Source organism: Desulfovibrio sp., assembly GCA_016208105.1.
In the GTDB taxonomy this organism is placed as follows: domain Bacteria; phylum Desulfobacterota; class Desulfovibrionia; order Desulfovibrionales; family Desulfovibrionaceae; genus Fundidesulfovibrio.
Genome location: JACQYS010000001.1, coordinates 41,573 through 64,730 on the forward strand (window position 1 = coordinate 41,573; position 23,158 = coordinate 64,730).

Annotated in this window: 23 protein-coding genes; 7 read left to right on the forward strand and 16 right to left on the reverse strand. The window is 62.1% G+C overall.

Going from position 1 to position 23,158, the window contains the following annotated elements:
- Window positions 1–23: 23 nt before the first annotated feature.
- Together HY795_00220 and pyk are read right to left on the reverse strand one after the other, a co-directional pair.
- Window positions 24–488 carry an L-2-amino-thiazoline-4-carboxylic acid hydrolase gene (locus tag HY795_00220; protein MBI4803642.1) on the reverse strand — a complete coding sequence of 155 codons (465 nt, stop codon included), beginning with the start codon at window positions 486–488 and terminating at the stop codon, window positions 24–26.
- A gap of 167 nt (window positions 489–655) precedes the next feature.
- Window positions 656–2,080, reverse strand: a complete 1,425-nt coding sequence (gene pyk, locus HY795_00225; protein MBI4803643.1) for a pyruvate kinase — start codon at window positions 2,078–2,080, stop codon at window positions 656–658.
- A 146-nt stretch (window positions 2,081–2,226) separates the two neighbouring features.
- Between pyk and HY795_00230 the strand changes: the two genes are divergently transcribed.
- From HY795_00230 to HY795_00260, 7 genes are all read left to right on the forward strand, one after another.
- The gene (locus tag HY795_00230; protein MBI4803644.1) at window positions 2,227–3,393 is read left to right on the forward strand and encodes an alanine--glyoxylate aminotransferase family protein; all 1,167 of its coding nucleotides are present in this window, start codon (window positions 2,227–2,229) and stop codon (window positions 3,391–3,393) included.
- Between the two features lie 21 nt (window positions 3,394–3,414).
- Window positions 3,415–3,723, forward strand: a complete 309-nt coding sequence (locus HY795_00235; GenBank protein ID MBI4803645.1) for a DUF1844 domain-containing protein — start codon at window positions 3,415–3,417, stop codon at window positions 3,721–3,723.
- Window positions 3,724–3,840: 117 nt separating this feature from the next.
- Complete coding sequence (locus HY795_00240; GenBank protein ID MBI4803646.1) at window positions 3,841–4,893, forward strand: N-acetyl-gamma-glutamyl-phosphate reductase; 1,053 nt, start codon at window positions 3,841–3,843, stop codon at window positions 4,891–4,893.
- 76 nt (window positions 4,894–4,969) lie between these two features.
- Complete coding sequence (locus tag HY795_00245; protein MBI4803647.1) at window positions 4,970–6,253, forward strand: HDOD domain-containing protein; 1,284 nt, start codon at window positions 4,970–4,972, stop codon at window positions 6,251–6,253.
- 556 nt (window positions 6,254–6,809) lie between these two features.
- Entirely contained in the window at window positions 6,810–8,249 is a 1,440-nt protein-coding gene (locus tag HY795_00250) for a putative sulfate exporter family transporter (protein MBI4803648.1), read from the forward strand.
- An 18-nt stretch (window positions 8,250–8,267) separates the two neighbouring features.
- Entirely contained in the window at window positions 8,268–8,438 is a 171-nt protein-coding gene (locus tag HY795_00255) for a hypothetical protein (GenBank protein MBI4803649.1), read from the forward strand.
- A gap of 210 nt (window positions 8,439–8,648) precedes the next feature.
- Window positions 8,649–8,873 carry a hypothetical protein gene (locus HY795_00260; GenBank protein MBI4803650.1) on the forward strand — a complete coding sequence of 75 codons (225 nt, stop codon included), beginning with the start codon at window positions 8,649–8,651 and terminating at the stop codon, window positions 8,871–8,873.
- Here HY795_00260 and HY795_00265 read toward each other — a convergent pair.
- The 14 genes from HY795_00265 to HY795_00330 form a co-directional block, all read right to left on the reverse strand.
- Window positions 8,870–10,183 (reverse strand): phenylacetate--CoA ligase, encoded by a 1,314-nt coding sequence (locus tag HY795_00265; protein MBI4803651.1) that lies wholly within the window; start codon window positions 10,181–10,183, stop codon window positions 8,870–8,872. The two genes, HY795_00260 and HY795_00265, sit on opposite strands and share 4 nt — an antisense overlap.
- Before the next feature lie 68 nt (window positions 10,184–10,251).
- Complete coding sequence (locus tag HY795_00270; GenBank protein MBI4803652.1) at window positions 10,252–11,115, reverse strand: EamA family transporter; 864 nt, start codon at window positions 11,113–11,115, stop codon at window positions 10,252–10,254.
- Window positions 11,116–11,215: 100 nt separating this feature from the next.
- Window positions 11,216–11,989: a tryptophan synthase subunit alpha gene (locus HY795_00275; GenBank protein ID MBI4803653.1), complete on the reverse strand. Its 774-nt coding sequence runs from the start codon at window positions 11,987–11,989 to the stop codon at window positions 11,216–11,218.
- Between the two features lie 175 nt (window positions 11,990–12,164).
- Window positions 12,165–13,343 (reverse strand): tryptophan synthase subunit beta, encoded by a 1,179-nt coding sequence (gene trpB / locus HY795_00280; GenBank protein ID MBI4803654.1) that lies wholly within the window; start codon window positions 13,341–13,343, stop codon window positions 12,165–12,167.
- A gap of 61 nt (window positions 13,344–13,404) precedes the next feature.
- Window positions 13,405–14,052: a phosphoribosylanthranilate isomerase gene (locus HY795_00285; GenBank protein MBI4803655.1), complete on the reverse strand. Its 648-nt coding sequence runs from the start codon at window positions 14,050–14,052 to the stop codon at window positions 13,405–13,407.
- Between the two features lie 86 nt (window positions 14,053–14,138).
- Entirely contained in the window at window positions 14,139–14,909 is a 771-nt protein-coding gene (locus HY795_00290) for an indole-3-glycerol-phosphate synthase (protein MBI4803656.1), read from the reverse strand.
- A complete protein-coding gene (gene trpD, locus HY795_00295) occupies window positions 14,902–15,900 on the reverse strand; it encodes an anthranilate phosphoribosyltransferase (GenBank protein ID MBI4803657.1) in 999 nt (332 codons plus the stop codon). Before trpD ends, HY795_00290 begins: the two co-directional genes overlap by 8 nt.
- 68 nt (window positions 15,901–15,968) lie before the next feature.
- Window positions 15,969–16,712 (reverse strand): hypothetical protein, encoded by a 744-nt coding sequence (locus HY795_00300; GenBank protein MBI4803658.1) that lies wholly within the window; start codon window positions 16,710–16,712, stop codon window positions 15,969–15,971.
- A gap of 12 nt (window positions 16,713–16,724) precedes the next feature.
- The gene (locus HY795_00305; protein ID MBI4803659.1) at window positions 16,725–17,297 is read right to left on the reverse strand and encodes an aminodeoxychorismate/anthranilate synthase component II; all 573 of its coding nucleotides are present in this window, start codon (window positions 17,295–17,297) and stop codon (window positions 16,725–16,727) included.
- Entirely contained in the window at window positions 17,278–18,690 is a 1,413-nt protein-coding gene (locus HY795_00310) for an anthranilate synthase component I family protein (protein ID MBI4803660.1), read from the reverse strand. Before HY795_00310 ends, HY795_00305 begins: the two co-directional genes overlap by 20 nt.
- A 218-nt stretch (window positions 18,691–18,908) precedes the next feature.
- Entirely contained in the window at window positions 18,909–19,658 is a 750-nt protein-coding gene (locus HY795_00315) for a prephenate dehydrogenase (protein MBI4803661.1), read from the reverse strand.
- A gap of 50 nt (window positions 19,659–19,708) precedes the next feature.
- Window positions 19,709–21,028 carry a 3-phosphoshikimate 1-carboxyvinyltransferase gene (gene aroA / locus HY795_00320; protein ID MBI4803662.1) on the reverse strand — a complete coding sequence of 440 codons (1,320 nt, stop codon included), beginning with the start codon at window positions 21,026–21,028 and terminating at the stop codon, window positions 19,709–19,711.
- A 2-nt stretch (window positions 21,029–21,030) separates the two neighbouring features.
- Window positions 21,031–22,176, reverse strand: a complete 1,146-nt coding sequence (pheA, locus tag HY795_00325; protein MBI4803663.1) for a prephenate dehydratase — start codon at window positions 22,174–22,176, stop codon at window positions 21,031–21,033.
- A gap of 4 nt (window positions 22,177–22,180) precedes the next feature.
- Window positions 22,181–23,152 (reverse strand): 3-dehydroquinate synthase II family protein, encoded by a 972-nt coding sequence (locus HY795_00330; protein ID MBI4803664.1) that lies wholly within the window; start codon window positions 23,150–23,152, stop codon window positions 22,181–22,183.
- Window positions 23,153–23,158 lie beyond the last annotated feature (6 nt).

Here is a 23,158-nt window from a genome sequence, read left to right on the forward strand (position 1 = left end):
AATGCGTCCGTGCATCATGGGCATCAGTCTTTCCAGGTGAAGCGGAACCGGCAGCAATCCGCGCCGGAACCTATGGTTTCGGGCCTCTCCATGAAGATGCGGTTGCTGTAGGCCTGGGCGAAAGGTTCGTCGCGGCAGCAGGAAATGAGCCCGGCCAGTTCCTCCGGCAGCCCCATCTCACGGTACTTCTCCACATAGCCGCACCGCGTGACCGTGAAGGTGAGTTCGTCCTTGCCGGAGCGGACGTCCTCTATGTCCAGGGCGCCGCTGCCGCGCCACATGTCCAAGACTGTCTTGAAGTGCTCGAAGCTCGGGCCGTCCGGAGCCTTGGCCGCGAAGCTGAGTCCGGCCTGCACGGCCATGGACCTGGCGGCGGTCTCCACGGTCTCCAGGGCGGCCTTGCGGCCGTTCTTCTCCTTCAGGGCCTGGTACAGGGCCTTGAAGATGCTGGCCTCGATGGCCCGCTGCTCAAGAAGGGGGATATCCATTTTTTCATGGGAGGAGGTGGGAGAAGTCAGCAACCGGGATTGCCGGATGATGCACCGGGAAGGCTCAAAATCCTTTGGTTCGGGCAAAACACCCGAACCATGCCTGATCCAGCCAAATAAGGCGCATCAGCGCGCCCAAAGCGCCTGGCGACTGTCTCCGACGATCCTCATTTGTAATAGAGTTTGATCTGGTTGGTGAAGCGTTCCTTCTGTCCGGGAGTGGGCTGCCCGGCAGTGATGACCACGGATTCACCGGGCGAAAAATCCGGGCATTCGGCCACGAACTTCTCGGCGCGCTTCATGTGGCTTTCGTTGGTGGCGGCGATTTGCCTGGGGTGAGCGCCCCACACGAAGTTCATGTGGTGAACCACCCGTTCGTCCGGGGTGAGCGCATAGATGGGCTGTTTCGGGCGGCGCGAGGACAAGAGCCTGGCCGTGGCGCCGGAGAGAGAATGGCTCACCAAAGCCTTGGACTCGGCGTTGTCCGCCAGGATGCAGGCGGCGTAGGCCAGGTATTTGGCCGGGTTCACTTCCTTCTTCGGAGCGTACGGCCCCTGGATGCGCTCCAGGTAGTAGTTCACGGCGTTGTCGGAGATTTCGCGCATGTACTCCACGGCCTGCACCGGGAAGTCTCCCACGGCGGATTCCTCGGAAAGCATGACGCAGTCCGCCCCGTCCAGGATGGCGTTGGCCACGTCCGTGGCTTCGGCCCGGGTGGGGATGGGGTTCTTGACCATGGAGAGAAGCATCTGGGTGGCCACGATGGCCGGCTTCTGGGCGTGGCGGCAGGCCCTTATGATCCTCTTCTGGATGATGGGCAGCATGGCGATGGGGCATTCCGTGCCCAGGTCGCCTCGGGCCACCATGACCACGTCGGTGAGGGCCACGATCTCTTCCAGGCGGTCCACGGCGTTCTGGCGTTCCAGCTTGGCTATCACCGGCACCCAGACGTCGTGTTTTTTTATCTCGCCCTTGATGTGGCGGATGTCGTCCGCATTCTGCACAAAGGAGATGGCCACGGAGTTGAGCCCGATCTCCAGGCCTTCGTGCAGGTCCTTGATGTCCTTGTCCGTGAGGGCGGGCAGGGCGTGATGCTTTCCGGGAAAGGCGATTCCCTTGCGCGAGGAGAGCACCCCGGCGTTCAGGGCCTCCATCTCGAAGAGCCGGTCGCTTTTAATCGTACGGGTAACCGTGAACTGGAGCATGCCGTCCGAAAGATTCACGGGCATGCCGGGCTGAAGCCCGGCCAGAAGCCCTGGCACGTCCAAAGGAACGAAGCATTCCTCGTCGCCCGAGCCAGGGTTTTCCTCTGGCAGGCCAAGGCGGAGGATTTCGCCCTTGTGGATCTGCCGGGGCGCGTTGGCGATCTCGCCGATGCGGGTTTTGGGGCCGCACAGGTCGCCCAAGGCGGTGAGAGGCCTGCCTATTTCAGACTCGACGTCGCGGATGCTCTTGATCACCGGTTCGAAGTCAGCGGCCACCGAGTGCGAGAAGTTCAGCCGGAAAATGCTGGCCCCTGCCAGGGCGAGCGCCTTGATGGAGTCCCGGGACATGGAGGCCGGGCCCAGCGTGGCGATGATTTTCGTTGTCATGTCTCCTCCGGGAGAGGGTTTCAGTGGTGTCTATACAGGAACCGGTCCCGGTTGTGTATAAAAAAAGCCTTTTTCAGACCACTTGCATAAAGCGGATGCGCTCCGGAGGGCTTTTGTGTAAAACCGGCCCAGCGAGGACCCAAGTCATGTTGAACAAGATGAGGCTTCTTACCCCCGGCCCCACGCCGCTTCCCGAGGAAGTGCGCCTGGCCATGGCCAGGGACATGATCCATCACCGCAAGCCGGCGTTCCTGCCCATTGTGCAGGAGGTGCGGGCCGGGCTCAGATATCTCTTCCAGACCACGCAGGAAGTCATGCCCCTGTCCTGCTCCGGCACCGGCGCCATGACCGCCGCCATTTCGAACCTGTTCGCCCCTGGCGAAAAAGTGCTCTACATTGACGGCGGGAAGTTCGGCGAACGCTGGGGCGAAATCTGCGACATGCACGGCCAGAAAGCCGTCCGCCTGCCGGTGGAGTGGGGCCAGGCCGTGGACCCGCAGGCCGTGAAAGCCGCCCTGGACGCTGATCCTTCCATCGTCGGTGTCTGCGTGCAGGCTTCGGAAACGTCTACTGGCGTGCTCCATCCCGTGAAGGAGCTTGGCCAGGTTACCAAAGACCGTGACGTGCTGCTGGTAGTGGACGGAATCTCCGCCGTGGGCATCTCGCCCTGCCCAATGGACGACTGGGGCCTGGACTGCCTGCTCACCGGTTCGCAAAAGGGACTCATGCTGCCTCCGGGCCTGGCCTTCATCGCCTGCTCGGACAAAGCCTGGGCCAAGTGCGCCAAGGTGAAGCCCTCCAACTTTTATTTCCAGCTGCTGGGCGAGCGCGAGAAGATCTCCAAGAACCAGACCATGTTCACCTCTTCTGTGGGCCTTCTGGTCGGGCTTAGCGAGAGCGTGAAACTCTTTCAGCAGTTCGGCCTGGACAACGTGTTCCGCAAGCAGTGGGCCATGACCATGATGGCCCGAGCCGGGGCATCGGCCATGGGGCTCGACCTTTTGGCCAAGGACCATTTCACCTGGGGGCTTACGTCCATCCGGATGCCGCTTGGAGTGGACGGTTCGGCCGTGGTCAAAGCCGCTGCCAATGATTATGGTGTGGTATTGGCTGCGGGCCAAGGCCACATGAAGGACCAGGTGGTCCGCCTGGGTCACATGGGCCATGTGGATTTTGGTGATGTTCTGGCCGGGCTGGCAGCCTTCAAGGCGGCCTTTACGGCATCGGGCGGGTACGTGGGATGCCCGGACGTCCTGGATAAAGCCATGAACGCTTACGCCCAGGCCATGCAGTCCGGTCCCCCGGCCATCTAGAGTATTTGGAGGAGAGTTCCCATGAACCAGGATACAAAGTGCGGTTCTTGCCCGGACGGACAGGACGACTACGCCGGCAGGTGCCTGCCCAAGGTGGAGTTCATCACGTTCATTTACTCCCTGGCCTCGGCGGCCATGGTGCACATGGGCGAAATGCCCGAGCCGGAATCCGGGCAGGTCGTGTCCAACTTGCCCCTGGCCAAGCATACTATCGACACTTTGGCCATGCTGCAGGAGAAGACCACGGGCAATCTGGCTGACGATGAGGCCAAGCAGTTGTCTGATATCCTCGGGCATTTGCGCATGCTTTTTGTCCGCCGGAACGGTTAATCTCACGGCGAAAACAGGTTTGGTCACGCTCAAAGAGTACGACCTGGGCGGACCTCTTATTGGCTATCGGGAGGTACGGGCTTAGCCGTACGTTTATTTCGTTTCGAGGAGGGTTCGATGTCCAGGATCCCCGTAGGGCTGGTGGGTGTAACCGGCTATACCGGCATGGAACTGGCCAGGCTTCTGGCCATGCATCCGTCCTTCGATCTGGTGCGGGCGACCTCGCGCACGGACGCGGGCAAATCCCTGGCCGATATTTATCCTTTCGTGCAGGGAACGCGCCTGGGCAAGCTCACACTCACCGAGCCCGACCCCAAGGATCTGGCCTCGGCCTGCCAGCTCGTTTTTCTGGCCGTTCCCCACGGCGCGGCCATGGATACCGCAGCTGAACTTTTGGCAGCGGGACTCAAAGTGGTGGACCTTTCGGCTGACTTTCGCCTGCACGATCCCAGCGTGTACGCCCAGTGGTACGGCCTGGAGCATCGTCATCCGGCGCTTATCGAAGAGGCGGTCTACGGCCTGCCGGAACGCTACGCCGACAAGATCGCCGGGGCGCGGCTCATCGCCAACCCGGGCTGCTACCCCACCTCCGTCATCCTGGGGCTTTGGCCCGCGCTTGCGGCCGGGCTCATCGATCCCGAGGATATCGTCTGCGACTCCAAGTCCGGCGCTTCCGGTGCCGGGCGCAAGCCTGGCGTGGCCACGCTGTTCTGCGAGATCCACGACACCTTCCGGGCATACGGCCTGGGAACGCACCGCCACACCCCGGAGATAGAGCAGGAGCTGGGCTTCGTGGCCGGCCGGGAAATGACGGTGTCGTTTAATCCGCACATCCTGCCCATCGACCGTGGCATCCTCTCCACCATCTACGCCAAGCTCAAAGGCGCCGTTACCCAGGAAGGGGTCCGGGCCATCTATGAGCAGCACTACCGCGAACATCGCTGGGTGCGGGTGCTGCCCTCAGGCAAGCTGCCGGAGACGCGCTTCGTGAGGGGCTCCATGTTCTGCGACATAGGCCTGGTGGTGGACCCGCGCACCGACAGGCTGGTGGTGTGTTCGGCCATAGACAACCTCTGCCGGGGAGCCTCTGGCCAGGCGTTGGCTTGCGCCAACCTGATGCTGGGTCTGGATATGGATGAGGGGCTTGCCCTTGCCCCGCTTATGCCCTGAAAGTCGATTTGACATTTCTCCCTAATTAGGGCTGATTTCTGGTCAAGTGTTCCACAAAAATGGTAACGGAGACCGGATGGAATCCCCTGACGAGGCCAAAGGCGAAGAGCTCCTGGAAAAGGTGTTCGTGGCGCGCCAACCCATCTTCGACCTGAAGATGAAGGTGTGGGGCTACGAACTGCTCTATCGCCATGCCGCGGGCGCGGGTGACGCCTCGTTCTCCGACGGCGCCATCGCCACAGCCAAGGTCATCGCGGACGGGGTGGTTCTTGGCCGCTCCGGTCTTTCTCCCACGGAAAAAACGCTGGTCAACTTCCCCATGGATCTTCTCCTGGGCGGGTACGGCTTCGCCTTGCCGTCTGAAAGCTGCATCATCGAGATACTGGAAACGGTCGACCCCACCCCAGAGATTCTGCAAGCGCTTAATAAGCTCAAATCCGCAGGCTACACATTGGCCCTGGACGACTTCGTCGGCCAGCCGGAGCATGCTCCATTCCTTGAATTGGCCGACATCATCAAGGTGGATGTGCTGGGCACTCCTCCTGGGGAACTGCCCGGTCTTGTCGCAAGGCTCCGTGGAGCCAAGCGAATGCTTTTGGCCGAGAAGGTCGAGAACGAGGCCATGCACCAGAAGACCCAGGCCCTGGGGTTCGATCTGTTTCAGGGCTTTTTCTTCCAGCGCCCCGAGGTGGTCACAGGAAGGAAGATGTCCAGCTCGGAAATGTCCAAGTTGAAGCTTCTCAAGGAGCTTGCCGACGAAGACTTCGATCCTGGCGTGGTATCCAAGATCATTGAGTCGGATCTGTCGCTCTCGTACAGACTCCTGCGCTACATAAACTCCGCGTCCTTTGGCAGGCTCGACGCAATAGATTCCATTCGCCAGGCCATGATGGTTCTTGGCCAGCGCAATCTGGCCAAATGGCTTCAGGCGGTTCTCATGTCGGACTTGAACCCTTCGCCCAAGGGCAAGGAACTTGTGTTCATGTCCGTCAGGCGTGCGAAGTTCCTGGAACTTTTGGGCAGGCTCCTGCTCCATCCCCCAGCCAAGCCCGACTCCCTGTTTGTTTTGGGGCTTTTTTCCCTGCTGGATTCGCTCCTGGGCCAGCCCATGGAGGAAGTGTTGAAAGGGCTGCCCTTGACCCCTGAACTGGCCGAGGCCCTCAAGGGCGGACAGGGCCAGGCCGGCGAGCTTTTGAACCTCGCCCAGGATATGGAGCATGCCGACTGGAGGGCTGTGGAAGACATCCTGGACGAGCTGAAGCTTCCGGCCAACACCGCATCCGCACTTAACGCCGACGCCTTGCGCTTTGCCGGGGAACTGGTGAAAGACGTCTCCCCACCTCAGCCTGCTTCAAAATAGAACATCCCGCCTGGCTTGCCTGGCGCCCAGGTGCAAAACTCCGTCCCGGTTTGCCTGTGAACCGCCCTGCCGGAATGCGGCAGCAGACGCTTCACTGTGAAGGTGCGCAACACCTCTTCCCATGATGGTTCGCCCGTCAGCTGTCTCGATCCTCAAGAATAAATCCCTGTAGAGCACGCCGGTACCGCGACGTCCATGGTGCTGGCGCGCTTCCAAATCCATTCCCTTTCTCGACGGTTGTTTCCTGCAGGTGGGCAATTTCCCTACTGTTAAGGCATTTGGCTGGTGCTAACAGACGTTAGCGGAGTGGATGTGCAGAGAAACACCAAATGCAGTGCTTGTTGATAAAAAGTATTTAATTTCAGCGAGTTAGTCGTAAACTAGGGTTGGCATCATACTTGATTGGTTGGAGTAGGAGAGAACGCATTTCAAATGCATTGTTCGAAACGTGCTCTGGTGAATTGTTGGAAAGGAAGATTGGAATCCAGAAGTCTTATGTAAAACATTTAATTATTTTCAGTAACGCGAGGAAACAGATGCGCATAAAGGAGGTAGTATGAGCCAAAAAGCTGGTTTTTCTGAGGACAAAGTAGCGCTCCTGTTGGGGGCAACTATTTTTATTCTCTCAATGATGAACGTGTTTGGACTGGATTTGCTAGGATGGGTTCTCAAAACCAACGTTTGGATTGCGCCTGGAAAAATATTCAGCGCATCTTCAAAGGCCTATGCCACGCTTCTTCCAGGATTGGCTTCACTATTCGTAACATACGTAGTGATTACAGCCGGTTTATGCGTGGGGATAAAGCTGCTCGGGGCCGACGTAAAAGAATTCGCCAAGGCGTTCACAGTGGTCTTCTTCGTGGCTTATGCGTGCTACGCGGTCGGGAACTACGCCCAGATCGCGGCCACGCCGGACGCCTTGAAGAAATTCAATATCCCCTGGTCACTCGGTCTGACGGGTGAAGCCGGATACATCATCGCCCTGCTGGCTGGTATATTCGTGGGTAACTTCACTCCCGGGTTCGCGGACAAGCTCAAAGCCTCGCTGCGTCCGGAAATGTTCGTCAAGATCGCCATCGTGATCATGGGATCGGAACTGGGTGTCAAAGCCGCGGACGCGATGGGCCTGGCCTCCTCGATCATCTTCCGGGGGCTGTGCGCCATCGTCGAGGCCTATCTGATCTATTGGGCCGTGGTCTACTACGTGTCCCGCAAATACTTCAAATTCAGCCGTGAATGGGCCGCTCCCCTGGCTTCGGGCATCTCGATCTGCGGCGTGTCCGCGGCCATCGCCACCGGCGGCGCCATTCGTGCCCGGCCCGTGGTTCCCATAATGGTCTCTTCGCTGGTGGTTGTGTTCACCTGCGTGGAGATGGTCATCCTCCCCTTTATCGCCCAGTGGTGGCTGACCAGCGAACCCATGGTGGCCGGCGGTTGGATGGGGCTTGCCGTCAAGTCCGACGGCGGGGCCATTGCCAGCGGAGCCATCACCGACGCCCTCATCAGGGCCAAGGCGCTCAATGAGTACGGCATCAAGTATCAGGAAGGCTGGGTGGTGATGGTTACCACCACAGTGAAGATATTCATCGACGTGTTCATCGGGGTCTGGTCTTTCCTCTTGGCCTACATCTGGTGCACCAAGTTCGAATGCACCCCTGGCAAAAGAATGCAGTTCAGCGAGGTGTGGGCCCGTTTCCCGCGTTTCGTGCTGGGCTACATCCTGACCTTTGCGATTCTTTTGATCATGTGCACAACCTCTCCCGAAGGCATGAAGATCGGCAAGAGCATGACGGGCCCCCTGAACTCCTTCCGAGTGATGTTCTTTTTGCTCACCTTCTTCTCCATCGGTTGCGTGTCCAACTTCAAGAAGCTGATGGAGGAGGGCATCGGCAGGCTGGCGACGGTGTACGTGGTCTGCCTGTTCGGGTTCATCATCTGGGTCGGGCTGTTCATTTCCTGGCTCTTCTTCCACGGCGTGAAGCCGCCTCTGGCCTAAACAGCAAGGAGTTTCGTTATGGAACAGATAAAGGATCTCAAGTTCGCGGAAGAAATCAAGAAGATGGAGTACGAGCCCCTAAACGACACCGAGATAAGCCTCGTGAAGTGGAGCCTGGGCATAGGTGTCACGCTGCTGGTGGTGCTGTACTTCGTGAGCGACGTCCTCTTCCCGGGCGCTCACGGTTAGGAGAAACGAAGACTCGCCCTCTTCGTCTCATGCACGGCGGGCGGCGGTCCATGAGGGCCGCCGCCCAAACAGGGCGATAGGAAGGGGCTGGAGGCTAAGTCTAAATGGCCGACAAAGGCTGCCTCCGTGACAACACCGCGAAATTTGGATTTGGGAATGGCAGGCGCCAATCTGCTGGCGCGGATGAACAGCCAAGAAGTGGGTAAAGCGATGAACACCTATTCGATACGGTATCTATGCGGACCAAACATGAATCTGTCGTATTCCCAGGAGGACCTGGTGCAGGCGGACTCCATAGACGAAGCCCTGGCGCTCAAGAGCAGCTGGCCGGTGGAGAGGCGATGGGACGACACCAGCGCCTGGTCCAAGAATCCGGGCACCAGCATGTATTACGTGGAAGCGTGGGAGGCGACGCAGCTCAAAGAGGAGAGTTAACCTTTCTCTCCCTGCTCTCCGGCCTCCCGGTCGTCCACCACCCGCTTGGTCTTGGCGAAGCTGCGGGGCAGTTCGCCCTGGCCCATCACCTCAACCCAGGCCCGAACCATCACCTGCTTTCTGAGCTCCTCGCTGACCGCTTCCGAAAGGTTCTGGTCGTAGGCCGGGTCCGTCTCCGGGCGGCGCTCCACCTGCAAAAGCATCTGGTCCTTGCCCGCCTTTCTGAACAGGTGGATGCGGAACTCGCTGCCCAGCTCCCTGAAGTGTTCGATCACCGAGGCGATCTGGCCGGGATAGATGTTCACGCCCCTGAAGATGAACATGTCGTCTGAGCGGCCGAGAATCTTGTCGTGCCGTGGCAGGCTGACCCCGCAGGAACATTCCCCGGGAATGAGCCGGGTGAGGTCGCGGGTGCGGTAGCGTATGAGCGGGGCGGCCTCTTTGCACAAGGTGGTGACCACCATTTCGCCAATCTCGCCCGGGGCCACAGGCTTTAGCGTCTCCGGATCGAGAATCTCCAGGATGTACAGGTCCGCCCAGTAGTGGACCCCCTCGTGCGCTTGGCATTCCAGGCCGGTACCCGGCCCGTAGAGCTCGGTCATGCCCACGATGTCGAAGCTTTCGGTAAGCCCCAGCATGTCCTGGAAGCGGGCACGCATCTTCGGGGAGTGGGATTCGGCGCCGAAGATGGCCTTCTTGAGCGCGATCTTTCCCTTCAAGTGGCGCTTCTGCACCTCCTCGGCCATGAGCAGGGCCATTGAGGCGGTGGAGCAGAGCACCGTGGATTTGACGTCTTCCAGAAGCTGCAGGTGGATTTCCATGTTGCCGGGCCCCACGGGCACGGCCATGGCCCCGAAGTGTTCGCAGCCCAGCTGGAATCCGGCCCCGGCGGTCCAGAGGCCGTAGCCCACGGCGATCTGCACCCGATCCAGGGTGGTAAGCCCGGCCAGTTCGTAGCAGCGGGAGAACATGTGCTTCCAGGTGTCGATGTCGGCCTGGGTGTAGGCCAGCACCTTGCGCTTGCCGGTTGTGCCGCTTGAGGCGTGGACGCGCACCACCTGGTCCTCGGGAACGCTTAGGAGCGGTAGGGGATAGCCTTCGCGCAGGTCGTCCACGGTGGTGAAGGGCAGGTTGGCCAGGTCCTGAAGGTCCAGCGTCATGCCGGGCTCGTATCCGGCGCCTGTAAGCTTGCGGCGGTAGGCCGGGTTGCCGTTGAAGGCGTGTTTCAGGGTCCAGTTGAGGCCTGCGATTTGCTTGGCCTCCAGCTGTTCGCCGGAATACCGTGGAAGAAAGCGGTGGGGAGTGGGCATTGGTGGTATGGGCTATGGTTACGGGTATGGGCCGGGCGACTGTTCGTAATCGCTTGACCGGGCGGAGACTATCCCAAAAGCGCGATGAGAAAAACCCCCAGCACCATCAGCGCCGCCCCGGCCAGGCGTTCGCGCACCTGTCCCTCGCGCAGTATCAGCCAGCCCAGGAGCACCGCGAACACCGCACTCATGCGCTTGACCGCCACCACATAGGGCACGATGGCCACGGTAAGGGCGTACATCTGGCACACGCAGGTGACAGCCTCCAGAAATCCCGTGGCCGCCAGATCAAAGGGTTTGATCCGCACCTGGGAAAAGCCGCGCTTGGAGAGCTTCCAGACCATAGGGGTGAGAAACACCGTGGTGATGCCAAAGGCGCACATGATCCAGAACATGGGCGCGGAGTGGCGAAGGCCGATCTTGTCGATATTGGCCGAAATAGACCACAGAAAGGCCACCATGAGCATGAGCCGCGCCCCCTTATCTCGCATGAGGGCCTTGAACGGTTCCAGAGGGCCGCGCCGCATGCGGCCTAAGTTCAGCACGTAGGAGCCGGCCACGATGCTCACGATGCCCAGGATGCCCATGGGATCGGGAAATTCTCCCAGCATGATAGGCGAGGTGACCAACAGAAAAAGCGGGGTGGCCGTGAGCATGGGCGCGGCCAGGGACAGATCCGAGGATTCCAAGGCCTTGACGTAGCAGTAAAGCGTGAACGCGGCCAATGGCCCGGTGACGGCGAGTGCCACCCAGAACCCGGCCGTAAGCTCCGGAATGCCTTCGCGCATCACAGGCAGGCAGAGAAAAAGCGTGGTGGTGAGGCAATAGGCCCAGGTAACCACCAAGGGCTCCACGCCGAGAACACTGCGCTTCAGGCACAGGTCCTTCACGGCCTGGCTGAAGGCCGCTACGAGCATCAGCACAATCCACATGTCTTTGTCCGCGCGTTACTGCCGGACGCCGGCCGATGCTAGAGCAAGGGCGGCGCAGGCGTATTAGGAGCATAGTCCGCGCCGGGCGGAATCCCTAGCCCTATTTGCCGCCCGCTCGCCAGCCCTCCATGAAGCTCGCCGCGCTCTTGTGCGCATCGATGTGTCTAATAAGCGCCGATCCGATGACCACCGCGTCGATCAAATCCCCGAAAGGCGCTACCTGCTCGGGTCGGGCGATGCCGAATCCCAGGGCAATGGGTACGGTAAAGTAAGGGCGCACCTCGGCCAGCTTGGCCAGTACTTCCTCGGGCAGGCTCTCGCGCACGCCCGTGGTGCCGAGCACCGACACGAAGTATACGAATCCCTTGGCCACCTTGGCGTATTGCTCCAGGCGCTCCTTTGGAGTGTTTAATCCCACCAGGCAGATGAGGTTCGTGCCCGTGCCCTCAAGGGCCTTGGCTGCCGGGCCGGTTTCCTCGAGCGGCAGATCCGGGATGATGAGCCCGGACACTCCGGCCGCGGCGCAGTCGCGTCCCAGTTTCTCAAGGCCGTACTGCAGGAAGGGGTTGTAGTAGCCCATGAGCACGAGTCCGGCCTTGAAGGAACCCTTGCGCTTGGCAAGCTCGGAGAGAATCCAGGCCAGGCACACGCCGCGCTCCAGGCAGTCGAGGCTGGCCTGCTCCACCACCGGGCCGTCGGCCACCGGGTCGGAGAAGGGCACGCCTATTTCGATGATGTCCGCTCCTCCGGCGTCCAGCGCGGCCAGTTCGTCCCAGAAACGGTCGCTGTCCGGAAATCCGCCGGGCAGGTAGGGGATGACGGCCTTGCGGCCGGACGCGTTCGCGGTGCGTATTCTCTCGGTCAGAATGGACATGTATTTCAGCCTCCGGCGGCCAGGGAGGAAACTTTTTGAAAAAGTTTTCTCCCTGGACCCTCTTTCAAAAACTTTTACGCTGCTTCGCGGGATTCGCTTGTGAACAACGCGACGCCAATTGCCGGGGTCCGGGGGCAGGCTCTGCCCCCGGCGGGTCCAGGGCGGAGCCCTGGTCCTACTTCCTAAACTTCTTTTCGTATTCCTCGATGATGTCCATGTCCTTGTCGCCGCGTCCGGACAGGCAGACCATCACATGGCTGTCCTTGGGGATGCTCGCGGCGTTCTCCAGCACCCAGGCCACGGCGTGCGAGCTCTCCATGGCCGGAAGGATGCCTTCTGAGCGGCAGAGGGTCATGAAGGCGTTGTAGGCCTGGGCATCGTTGATTGTACCGTAGTGGGCACGCCCGCTGTCCTGCAGTCCCGCATGCTCGGGGCCCACACCCGGGTAATCCAGGCCAGGGGCGATGGAATGCGAAGGCTCGATCTGGCCCTCCGTGGTCTGCAGGAGCATGCTCATGGCCCCGTGCAGAACGCCGGGCGTGCCGAGATTCAGCGGTGCGGAATGGTGGCAGCCAGGCTCGCCCGTGCCTGCAGCCTCCACGCCCACGAGCTTCACTTCCGAATGCGGCACGAATTCGTGGAAAGCCCCGATGGCGTTGGACCCGCCGCCCACGCAGGCCACCACGTAGTCGGGCAGGCGACCGATCTTCTTCATGAACTGGGCCTTGGCCTCGCGGCTGATGACGGACTGGAACTCGCGCACCAAGGTGGGGAAGGGGTGCGGCCCGGCAGCGGTGCCGAAGCAGTAGTGAGTGGTGCGCTGGTCCGCTATCCAGCGGCGCAAGGCCGCGTTGATGGCGTCCTTCAGGGTTTTGGTGCCGGACTCGATGGGCACCACCGTTGCGCCCAGAAGCCCCATGCGCCGCACGTTGTGGGACTGGCGAACCACGTCCGTGGCCCCCATGTACACCACGCATTCAAGGCCCAGCATGGCAGCGGCGGTGGCCGTGGCCACGCCGTGCATGCCCGCGCCCGTTTCGGCCAGCAGCACGGACTTGCCCATGTGCTTGCACAAAAGCCCCTGCCCCAGGGCGTTATTGATCTTGTGCGCGCCTGTGTGGTTCAAGTCCTCGCGCTTGAGCCACAGGTTGAAGCCCAGGCGTTCGGAGAGGTTGGGGCAGCGGTACAGGGCTGAGGGCCTGCCCACGTAATCCATTAGGATCGAGTTGAACTCGGCCTGGAAGGACTCGCTTGGAACGATGGTGTTCATGGCCTCCTCGATCTCGAGAAGAGGCGGCATGAGGAGCTCGGGAACGAACATCCCGCCGAATTTTCCGAAATAGCCTTTCTGCATGGGAAGATGCCTCCGGCGGCCCGGGGGACACTTTTTGAAAAAGTGTCCCCCGGAACCCCCCTCAAAAACTTTTAGTTATGTGAAACGTTTGTTCGACTCTGGAAATGTCTTTTATGCCTGGGGAAATTTCGACTCCGGAGTTCAGGTCCAAGCCCGAGGGTTTGGCTTCCAGCAGGGCCTGTGCCGCATTGTCCGGGGAGAGCCCTCCGGCCAAAAGCCACGGTTTGGGGGCCGAAAGGCCCGAAAGAGTGGAGAAGTCCAGGCTCTTGCCGTGCCCGCCGCCTGAGGTGCCTGAATCAAGGAGCATCAGGGCGCACACGTCCTTGAAGCTCTGCATGTCCTGCCGAAGGGCTTCCAGTGCGCCGTCAGGAGTGACAGCCCCCTCAGCTAGGTAGCGTTGCGGCCAGAAGACCTTGATCACCTTGTCTGTTCCAACGGTGCGGCAGAAGGCTTCGTCCTGCCCGGCATGGAGCTGGGCGTAATCAAGACCGGCAACATCTATGATGCGCCGTACCTCTTCGGCGTCTTGGCCGACGAACACCCCGACCCGTTTAGCCCGGCCGCGCGGGATGGCTGCGACATGCCCGGGCGTCACCTTGCGTGGGCTCTTGGCGGCGAAAATAAAGCCAAGGAAATCCACGCCCAGCTCATCCAGGGCGGCCACCTGTTCGGGCAGGGTCATCCCGCAGACTTTAACCAGAACACTCATTGCAACACCTAATAATGAGGGATTCCAAAGGGCGAGAGCCCTTTGGCCGCCGGAGGCCTCCCCCCGGCCAGCCTAAGCCATAGCCGTCACGCGTCTCTCTCCACCAGCTTCGCAAGCGCCTTACCAGGATCGCCTTCGCTCATGAGCGATGTCCCCACCAGCACTGCGTCGTACCCGGCCTGGACCATGCGCTCCACGTCCTCAGGCGTTGATATGCCGCTGGCCGCTATCCAGACCTGGCCTTCCGGCTTGTGTTTGGCCAGGCGTTCGGCCACGGCCAGATCGGTGGTGAGCTTGTCCAGGTCGCGGCTGTTCACCTGGATGATCTCCGGGTCCAGGGCCTGGGCCTTTTCCAGGTCGGCCTCGTCGAACACTTCCACCACAGCGGCCAGTTCGAAGGCATGGGCCAGGCCCAGCATCTCGCGCAGTTCCTCCTGCTCGCTCATGCGGGCGATCAGAAGAAACGCCGAGGCCGGGGTGGAGGCCGTCTCGATCACCTGCACCGGGTGCAGGATGAAATCCTTGCGAAGCATGGGCAGCCCTGCGCAGGCCATGCGCGTTAGGTAGTCGAGGCTGCCCTTGAAGTAGGTCTCCTCGGTGAGCACCGACAGTGCGGCCGCTCCGGCAGCCTTGTAGGCCTTGGCCACCTGTTCGGGGCTTAAGGCCATGTTGATCTCGCCACGCGAGGGCGAGGCCCGCTTGTATTCGGCGATGACCGCACCGGGGGAGTTCTCCCAGAGGGCGCGGATGAAGTCCGGGCGTTCGCCTTCGAAGGGGGGAGGCATCATGCCGGCGTCTTCCAGCTGGATGAGCCGGTTTATCTCCATGGCCTTGGCCTCGCGGAACTTGTTAAGCATTGATCTGACCGTTCCAGAATTTGGCGGCCACGCCGGAAGCCACGGCTTCGCGGGCCTTTTCCACGCCCTGCTTGAGGGTGAGGCCCTCTTCGAGCAGATGCAGGCAGGTGCCAAGGTTGAGCGCCAGCATGTCCTTCATGGCTTCTGGGCCGTGCCCCTCAAGCAGCTCCGCAAGCACGGCCACAGCCTCGTCCTTGCTGGCCACGGCCACCTCGGAGAGCTTGTGGCGCGGGATGCCAAGGGTTTGCGGGTCCAGGGTCTCGCGCCGCGTCCAGCCGTCGCGAATCCAGACCACCTCGGCCGGGCCGAAGGGCGAGAGCTCGTCGAAGCCGCCCGCTCCGTGCACCACGGCCGCATTGCGCACGCCGGTCAAGGCCAGGGCTTCGCCAATGAGCGGAACGAAACCGGCCGTGGGGACGCCCAGAAGCTGATGGGTGGGGCGGGCCGGGTTTAAGAGCGGCCCCATGAGGTTGAAGAGGGTGCGCGCCCCAAGTTCCTTGCGGATGGGCATGATGCGCTTGAAGGCCGGGTGGAAGTTGGGGGCGAAGAGAAACACGAAGTTGCGCTTTATAAGCTCCCCGGCCACGGCCTCGGGTTCCACGGTGAGGCCAAGGCCCAGGGACTCGATGATGTCCGCCGAGCCGCAGGTGGAGGACACGGAGCGGTTGCCGTGCTTGACCACCTTATGCCCCATCGCGGCCAGGTACAGGGCCACGGCGGTGGAGCAGTTGAACGAGCAGGTGTTGTCGCCGCCTGTGCCGCAGGTGTCGATGCGGTCGCCGGTGAGGCCGGGCACCAGGCGCGCCTCCTCCAGGGCCGCCTTGACCCCGCAGGCGATTTCCAGGCCGGTTTCGCCCTTGGTCTTGAGCCCCATGAGGAAGGCGCCCACGCAGGAGGGGGGCATCTCGCCCTTGTACATGGCCCTGAAGGACTTGAGGGCGTCGTCTTCAGACAGGTTCTTGCCTATGGCCAGACGTTCCAGGACTTCCATGGAATCTCCTTCTTCACTCCGGCCCGTGAGGCAGGCCGGACGCTTTATGCTCGTTCGTGCGTGTAATCTTATGTGTTCAACCGTTTGAAACTGGGGAAATTAAAGAGCGTCGACTTTATCACCCTGTCCGAGAGCCCCTGTGCGGCAATGATGGTCTGGGTCAGCTCCAGCTGCCAGGGCTCGGAGAGCGGGGATACATAGATGTTCTCGATCATGGATGCTGGTTCCACGGGGATGTGCAGTCCATACTCGTCCAACAATTTTGGGCTGTGTTCCCCGTCGTTGTTGATGAACACCAGCCTGAATTCGCGCTCGTGCTCGAAGGGCTTGCGCTTGAGCAGGGCGAAGTCGAAGATGTCTGCGATGACGCAGTCGTCCTTGATCACGTCCTTGTAGAGAACCTTGCCCGCGGTGATGTCGTGGGTGGCCAGCTGGCCCATGAGCCCGCTGAAGGTTGATGTGATGGCGATGGAGTGACCGCTGCCCCCGAACAGCTTCCACATGGCCTCGGACTCGTACTCGTTTATGTGCCAGCAGTTGACGAACACCTTTATCCGTTCCCGGGTGAGGTAGCGTTCGTGGTCGGCGATGAAGCGCTCCTGGGCCTCGGGGGTCTTTTCCGGCTGGGAGGCCAGATACAGCTCCGGGGGCATCAGGCACTCGTAGGGGTCGCCCAGCTTGTCCACGCGGCGAAAATACAGACGCTTCATGAGAAGAAAGTCGAGGAACTTCTCGAAGGTCAGGTATTTCCACAGCGTGGTCTCCTGTCCGAGAACGTCGCTGGGTGAGAGGTTTCTGATGCTAAGAGCCATGAGACCTTCCGCCTAGACGACCATTTCCGGGAAGTTTTTGAGAAGCTTCATCCCGTCCGGCGTAAGCACAGATTCAGGATGGAACTGCACGCCAACCCAGGGCCTATCCTTCCACCGAAGACCCATCACCTCGTTTTCGTCGGTCCAGGCCGTTATCTCAAGCTTCTCCGGGGCCTTGTGGGCCAGCACTAGGAGCGAATGGTACCGGCAGACCTCCATGGGGTTGGGCAGGCCGGAAAAGAGGCCGCTCTCCCTGTGGGTCACCAGGCTGGTCTTGCCGTGCATGATGCGGTCCGCCACCACCACGGGCGCTCCTGCGAAGTGGCCAAGTATCTGGTGCCCCAGGCACACGCCCAGAACCGGGGTCTTCTTTGGCAGCTTGCCAAGAAACTCCAGGCACAGCCCGGCGTTCTCCGGCCTGCTTGGCCCGGGCGAGATGACGCACCGCTCCACCTGGCCCGATTCGGCGAGCTTGAGCACATCCGGGTCCTCGTTGGTCATGACCACCGGGTCCATGCCAAGCTGCTGGAAGTACTGCACCAGGTTGAAGGTGAAGGAGTCGTAATTATCTATGAGCAAAAACATCGCCTTCCTCCTGTCCGGCCAGAACCTCGGCCAGCACCCGGGCCTTGTTGTGCACTTCCTGCCATTCCTTGTCCGGGTCGGAATCGAACACGATCCCGGCCCCTGTCTGCCACTGCACCATGCCGTCCTTGAACCACATGGAGCGGATGAGTATGCCGGTGTCCAGGTCGACCCGACCCTTGTCCAGGCCCAGCCAGCCGATGGCTCCGGCATAGGGGCCGCGGGCTATGGTCTCGGTTTCGGCGATGATCTCCATGGCCCGGACCTTGGGGGCGCCGGAAACGGTCCCGGCCGGGAAAACGGAGCCGATGACGTCCAGGGCGTCCAGGCCGTCTTTTAGCTTGGCTGTGACGTAGGAGGTCATGTGCAGCACGTGGGAGAACTTCTCCACCTGCATGAATTTTTCCACCTGCACGCTGCCGGGCTTGGCGATGCGGCCCAGGTCGTTTCGGCCAAGATCCACCAGCATCACGTGCTCGGCGCGTTCCTTGGGGTCGGCCAGAAGATCCTGCGCGAAATGTTCGTCCTGGAGCTCGTCCTTGCCGCGCGGGCGGGTGCCGGCGATGGGCGCCGTGGTCAGGGTGCCGTTCACGCAGCGCACCAGAAACTCCGGCGAGGACCCCACCAGGGTGATCCGTGGCAGCCGCACGAAGAACATGTAGGGGGAGGGATTCACCTGGCGCAGGCGCCGGTAGACCGCGAAGGGGTCGCCATTGAACGGGGCGTGGAAGCGGTTGGAAAGAACCACCTGGATGCATTCGCCCTGGTGGATCATTTCCTTGGCCTTGCGCACCCCGGCCAGGAAGGCCTGCTCCCCGGGATGGTGCAGCACGCCGCCCATCTCCGGAGTGTCCATGGTGCGCAGTACGGCCGAAGCGTCCAGCTTGGGGCGCATGCCTCCGCCAAGAGACAACAGGCAGCAGCGATGGCGCAGGTGGTCGAAGAGCACCACATGGCCCGGCAGAACCAGAGTGCAGTCCACGTCCTTGGGCGGGATGACCCTAGCCACCTTGGGCATGAACAGCGCGGCCGAGCCGTAGCCGAAGTAGCCGTAAAGCCCGCGTGTGATGCCGGGAAGATCTTCGAACCCGGCGGGTGGGGTCACGGTGATGGCGGCCATGAGCTCGCGCACGCCGTCCAGGAAGGGGCGGCCGCTCAACTCTTCCAGTGATTTTAGGCGATCGTCCCTGGTGGTGAGGGTGAGTTTTCCGTCCTGGCAGCTGGCTGTGAGCCTGAAATCCCATGCCAGGATCGAGTAGCGGCCCAGGCGTCCGTCCACCTCGGCGGACTCGAAGAGAATGCCCGGCCTGTCCCCCACCAGACCCAGGTACAGGCTGATGGGCGTCTGCACGTCGGCGGGCAGCCACTTGGCTTCCTGCAATAACTCGATCATGGCGTGTCCTTGTCGTAGCCGGGATGGTGTGCCGCCAAGGGAAGAAGCCTTCGGCGGGGTATGATCCCGAGTTGTTCACGTTGCCTTCGCGTGGTGCCGGGCTGCTAAGGGGAAAACCCTTGCGGCCCATGGCGCCCCACGAATCTCAATATCTTTGCGGGTGCCGGGAAGAAGCCTCCGGCGGCCAAAGGGCCAAGGCCCTTTGGAATCCCCTTTTATTATATACCGTCCTTTGGACGTCTTGCCGGGCATGTCCCGGCCGCGGCGTCTTTCCACCAGCCTTTGGCCCGCTCCACCAGGAGCTCCAGGTCGCCGCCCGCAGCCACGTTCAGATAGTTGCGGTAAGAGCGCACCGCCTCCAGGCTGTACGGATTGGCCTCGAAAATGAGCCTGAAGAGGTCCGCGTCCTCAAGGATGAGCTTCTTGGCCGCATCCAGGCGCCGCCGAAAGGACGGGGTGAGGTAGCGGTCGAATTCCTCATGGCTGGCCTGGGCCGCCAGATAGGCCACCGTGGAGATGAAGTTGAGCCCCTGCACGTAGGCCATGGCCTTGTCGTGCTCCTGGGCCGTGTCAGTGAACGTGGAGAATCCCAGACGTTTCAGGAGCTCCTCCACCTGGCGCAGGGCTTCTTCCCCCCGGCCGGGGCACACCGCCACCCTGAGCTCGTCGCCCTCCTGGGGCTTGGGGCCAAACAGCGGATGCGTGCCTACCACCGGGCCGGCGTGCAGAAGCATCATCTCTTCCAGAGGCTTCACCTTCACTGAACATATGTCCGCCACGATGCATCCCTTGGGCAGGTGGGGCGTGAGTTCGCTTATCACCTGGGCCATGGCCTGGGCCGGAACACACAGGAGCACCAGGTCCGAGCGGGGCAGGGCCCGCTCGGCGGCTTCGCTTGTAAGCGGCGCGTCCAGCTCGTGGCAGGCCAGACCCTCCCGGCGGCAGCGGCTGACGAAGAGCCGCCCCATCTTGCCGGAGGCGCCGACCACGGTGATGGTGCGAATGGCTTGGGCCGCGTTCAACGCACATGCCTCCACTGGTCCCAGAAGCCCGGGAAGCTCTTGGCCACACAGGCCGGTTTGTCCAGGCGAACGTCCACCCCGGCCAGTTCCAGAAGCGACAGGCTCATGGCCATGCGGTGGTCGCCGTAGGTACAGAAGTCCACGGCCTGACCGGACGAAATGGGCCGCGCGGTCACGGACAGGCCGTCTTCGAAGGTTTCCACAGCGGATCCGATCTTGCGCAGCTCGTCGGCGCAGGCCTGGAGTCGGTCCGACTCCTTGATTCGCAGATGGGCAACGTTTCGGATGGTGGTGGTGCCCGTCGCCTGGGCGGCCACGGCGCAGACCGTGGGCACCAGGTCCGGGCAGGAACCCATGTCGAGCTCAACTCCATGAAGGCCCGAGCCGGTGCGGGAGACGGTCACGCCTTCGGCGTCCCAGACCACGCTTGCGCCCATGCGGGCCAGGATGTCCAGGATGGCCTTGTCCCCCTGGAGCGAATCCCGGCGCAGGCCGCGCACATGCACAGGCTTCTTGCCCACCGCCCCGGCGGCCAAAAAGTAGGACGCGTTGGACCAGTCGCCCTCCACCGTATAGGTCCTGGCCCGGTAGCTGCCCGGTTCGACCCGGAACCGGAGCATGCCTGGCTTGACAGCGGTCACTTCGGTAAAGGCCTTGCGCACCCATGCGGCGTCTTCGAGGGCCTCCACCGCCACCTCCAGGCCGAAGTCGGCCATGGCCATGAGCGTGAGCGACACGTAGGGCCAGGAGACCACCTTGTCCCCTCCGATGCCCACCAACAGGGGACCGGCGGCCAAGGGCGCGCCAAGCAGGATGCCCGAGAGGTACTGGCTGGACTCGTCCAGGGGGATGGTGATCTCGCCGCCAGCGAAGCCTGTGGTGCGGATGACCACGGGCGGGTAGCCGGGCTTGCCCTCCCAGTCGAAGGCGGGACCGAGGTGCTTGATCGCGTCGGTCAGCTGGCCGATGGGGCGATCGTGCATGCGGCCTTCGCCATGAATGCGGAAAAGCCCCTTGCCCGCTGCCAGTACAGCTGTGAGCAGTCGGCAGGTGGTGCCGGATTCGCCCACGTTGCAATCGGCCGGTGTTTCGGCTCCGCCCCTGGGCTGACCGCCGATGCCGGTGATTTCCCAGCCCCGGTAGGTGTTTTTGAAGACTGCCCCGCAGGCGGCCAGGCAGCGCCGGGTGCGGATGAGGTCGTCCGATTCCAGGGCGTCTTTGACCAGGGATTCGCCGTCGGCCAGGGCAGCGCAGATGAACGCCCGGTGCGAGACGGATTTCGAGGCCGGAGCCTTGATGTCTATTGCGGATGGCATGATCACCCCCTCTCCACCACGGCGGTGCCGGACACGTCCAGGTGCGGCCCGGCCGGGTAGCTGCCCAGGATGCGCAGACTGTGCAATTCATTGCGTAATTCGCCGAGCATCTTCCCAAATTCATCACGGCCCAGGTCGCACTGCAGGTCGGCGAAAAACACGTACTTCCATTTCTCGCCGCGCAGCGGGCGCGACTCGAGCTTGGTCAGGTTGATGCCTTCCCCGGCCAGCTTGTTGAGCACGGCCGAAAGCGCTCCGGGCTTGTCCGGCAGGGTGAACAGCACAGATGTTTTGTCGCGGTTGCCGGACTTGGTCTCGGAGGGCCCGATGACCAAAAAGCGGGTCCAGTTGTCCGGCAGGTCCTCGATGCGGCTGGCCAGCACGGTAAGCCCAAGCATCTCGGAGAGCTTCACATGCCCGATGGCCGCTGCCTTGGGGTTGTAGAGCACACGGCGCGCGGCCGCGGCAGTGGAGTCCGTGGGAACGATGCGGGCCATGGGCAGGTGGGCCTTGAGCCAGGCCCCGCACTGGGCCAGGGGCTGCGGGTGGGAGTAGACCTCCTCGATGCGCGAGATGTCCGTCCCCTTGGAGAGCAGGGAATGGCTTATCTTGCAGTAGAGCTCGGCCTGGATGAACACCTCGTGGCGCATGAACAGATCCAGGCTCTGGCCCACGGTTCCCTGGAGCGAATTCTCCAAGGGAATGACGCCAAGCTCCGCGTCGCGCAGGCTCACGGCCTCGAAGACCTCGTCGATGGTCTTGCGGGGCTCGAAGTCCGCGCTCTTGCCCAGATAGGAGACGGCCGCAAAGTAGGAAAAGGTCCCCTCCGGGCCCAGGTAGGCCACCTTCTGGGTGCGCTGGAGCCTGCGCGAGCTGGACATGATCTCCCGGTAGATGGCCCGAAGGTGCTCCTCGGGCATGGGGCCGGGGTTTAAGCGCGAGAGCTTTTCCAGCACTTCCTTCTCGCGGAAGGGCTTGAACACGGGGTCGTCGCTTCCGGCCTTGAGCCTGCCCACCTCGATGGACAGCTCGGCCCTGCGGTTGAGCAGGTTCAGGAGGTCCTGGTCCACCTGGTCGATGGCCTCGCGCACGCCGTCCAGGGGAAGGTCGCGCGCCGGATCGGCGGGGTCGTTTAAGTCGCTTGTCATGCGGCTATCCTTCCTTGATCTCTTCGCTGATGCGCATGCCGAAGTGCCGCCCTGCCTCGTCCACCTTGCACAACACCTCGTCGCCCACCTTGAGGCTGACCACGCTCACGGGCTCGCCGTCGGCCCTGGTGAGGCGGATGGTTTCCGCGTTCTGAAGAAAGAGCGCCCCCTCAACATCACCCACCTTGGCAGTAATCAGAAGCATGGGCCGGATTTCCACCTTCACACGGCCGATGGTGGCCAAAGACGTGGAGCCGTCGGCGGACACCACCAGGACTTCGTTGCCCGAGGAGAGCTCCTCCAGGTAGCGGGTCTTGTCTCCGGGCATCACGGCGTAGGCGTGCACGGCCCCGGCGTTCACCCTGAAAGGGCGCGCGGCCACGTACGGGTTGGACTCGGTCTCGGCGTGCACCAGGAAGGTGAAGGCGCTGGAGTTGCCCACCAGCATGCCCTGGCCTTTTTTGAGCATGCTCATGGTGTCCACGCATACCCGGTGCCCGAGCCCTGCGGCCTGGATGGAGGTGATGACGCCCTTGTTGAGCGCCACCTTGCCCTGGGAGAGCTTCACGTCCGCCACGATCTTTTTAAGATCAGCCGCGGCCTGGGGTAAAACCACGATAACATCCACGCCGCGCTCCAGGATGCCGGCGGCCAGGCGGGCCTGGTCCAAATCCGCCACCTCGACGCCAAGCCCGGTGGACTGGGCCAGGATGTTTTCCACCGGGATGATTTCCCACCCCAGGGCCAGGGTGGTCTTCTTGCCCGCCTTCAGGGCGGACACGGCAGTCTCTTCGTCGGCCTTGGAGGAGAGCGTCACCCGGGTGACGTCCCCCGGGGTGAGCACTTCCACCCGGCCGAGGGCGCGGACGTCCTCGGCGTGCTTGGCATCGGTTATGATGGCGTCCACGCCGGACTCCAGGGCCAGGGTGACCAGCTTCTTGTCAAAGGGAATGGCTGAAAACCAGACGTGTTTCACAGTGTC

What these genes read in the sequence shown, in the direction of transcription:
- HY795_00220 (MBI4803642.1), bottom strand. Translation starts at nt 488, where the DNA reads ATGGATATCCCCCTTCTTGAGCAGCGGGCCATCGAGGCCAGCATCTTC.
- pyk (MBI4803643.1), bottom strand. Translation starts at nt 2,080, where the DNA reads ATGACAACGAAAATCATCGCCACGCTGGGCCCGGCCTCCATGTCCCGG.
- HY795_00230 (MBI4803644.1), top strand. Translation starts at nt 2,227, where the DNA reads ATGTTGAACAAGATGAGGCTTCTTACCCCCGGCCCCACGCCGCTTCCC.
- HY795_00235 (MBI4803645.1), top strand. Translation starts at nt 3,415, where the DNA reads ATGAACCAGGATACAAAGTGCGGTTCTTGCCCGGACGGACAGGACGAC.
- HY795_00240 (MBI4803646.1), top strand. Translation starts at nt 3,841, where the DNA reads ATGTCCAGGATCCCCGTAGGGCTGGTGGGTGTAACCGGCTATACCGGC.
- HY795_00245 (MBI4803647.1), top strand. Translation starts at nt 4,970, where the DNA reads ATGGAATCCCCTGACGAGGCCAAAGGCGAAGAGCTCCTGGAAAAGGTG.
- HY795_00250 (MBI4803648.1), top strand. Translation starts at nt 6,810, where the DNA reads ATGAGCCAAAAAGCTGGTTTTTCTGAGGACAAAGTAGCGCTCCTGTTG.
- HY795_00255 (MBI4803649.1), top strand. Translation starts at nt 8,268, where the DNA reads ATGGAACAGATAAAGGATCTCAAGTTCGCGGAAGAAATCAAGAAGATG.
- HY795_00260 (MBI4803650.1), top strand. Translation starts at nt 8,649, where the DNA reads ATGAACACCTATTCGATACGGTATCTATGCGGACCAAACATGAATCTG.
- HY795_00265 (MBI4803651.1), bottom strand. Translation starts at nt 10,183, where the DNA reads ATGCCCACTCCCCACCGCTTTCTTCCACGGTATTCCGGCGAACAGCTG.
- HY795_00270 (MBI4803652.1), bottom strand. Translation starts at nt 11,115, where the DNA reads ATGTGGATTGTGCTGATGCTCGTAGCGGCCTTCAGCCAGGCCGTGAAG.
- HY795_00275 (MBI4803653.1), bottom strand. Translation starts at nt 11,989, where the DNA reads ATGTCCATTCTGACCGAGAGAATACGCACCGCGAACGCGTCCGGCCGC.
- trpB (MBI4803654.1), bottom strand. Translation starts at nt 13,343, where the DNA reads ATGCAGAAAGGCTATTTCGGAAAATTCGGCGGGATGTTCGTTCCCGAG.
- HY795_00285 (MBI4803655.1), bottom strand. Translation starts at nt 14,052, where the DNA reads ATGAGTGTTCTGGTTAAAGTCTGCGGGATGACCCTGCCCGAACAGGTG.
- HY795_00290 (MBI4803656.1), bottom strand. Translation starts at nt 14,909, where the DNA reads ATGCTTAACAAGTTCCGCGAGGCCAAGGCCATGGAGATAAACCGGCTC.
- trpD (MBI4803657.1), bottom strand. Translation starts at nt 15,900, where the DNA reads ATGGAAGTCCTGGAACGTCTGGCCATAGGCAAGAACCTGTCTGAAGAC.
- HY795_00300 (MBI4803658.1), bottom strand. Translation starts at nt 16,712, where the DNA reads ATGGCTCTTAGCATCAGAAACCTCTCACCCAGCGACGTTCTCGGACAG.
- HY795_00305 (MBI4803659.1), bottom strand. Translation starts at nt 17,297, where the DNA reads ATGTTTTTGCTCATAGATAATTACGACTCCTTCACCTTCAACCTGGTG.
- HY795_00310 (MBI4803660.1), bottom strand. Translation starts at nt 18,690, where the DNA reads ATGATCGAGTTATTGCAGGAAGCCAAGTGGCTGCCCGCCGACGTGCAG.
- HY795_00315 (MBI4803661.1), bottom strand. Translation starts at nt 19,658, where the DNA reads ATGGGGCGGCTCTTCGTCAGCCGCTGCCGCCGGGAGGGTCTGGCCTGC.
- aroA (MBI4803662.1), bottom strand. Translation starts at nt 21,028, where the DNA reads ATGCCATCCGCAATAGACATCAAGGCTCCGGCCTCGAAATCCGTCTCG.
- pheA (MBI4803663.1), bottom strand. Translation starts at nt 22,176, where the DNA reads ATGACAAGCGACTTAAACGACCCCGCCGATCCGGCGCGCGACCTTCCC.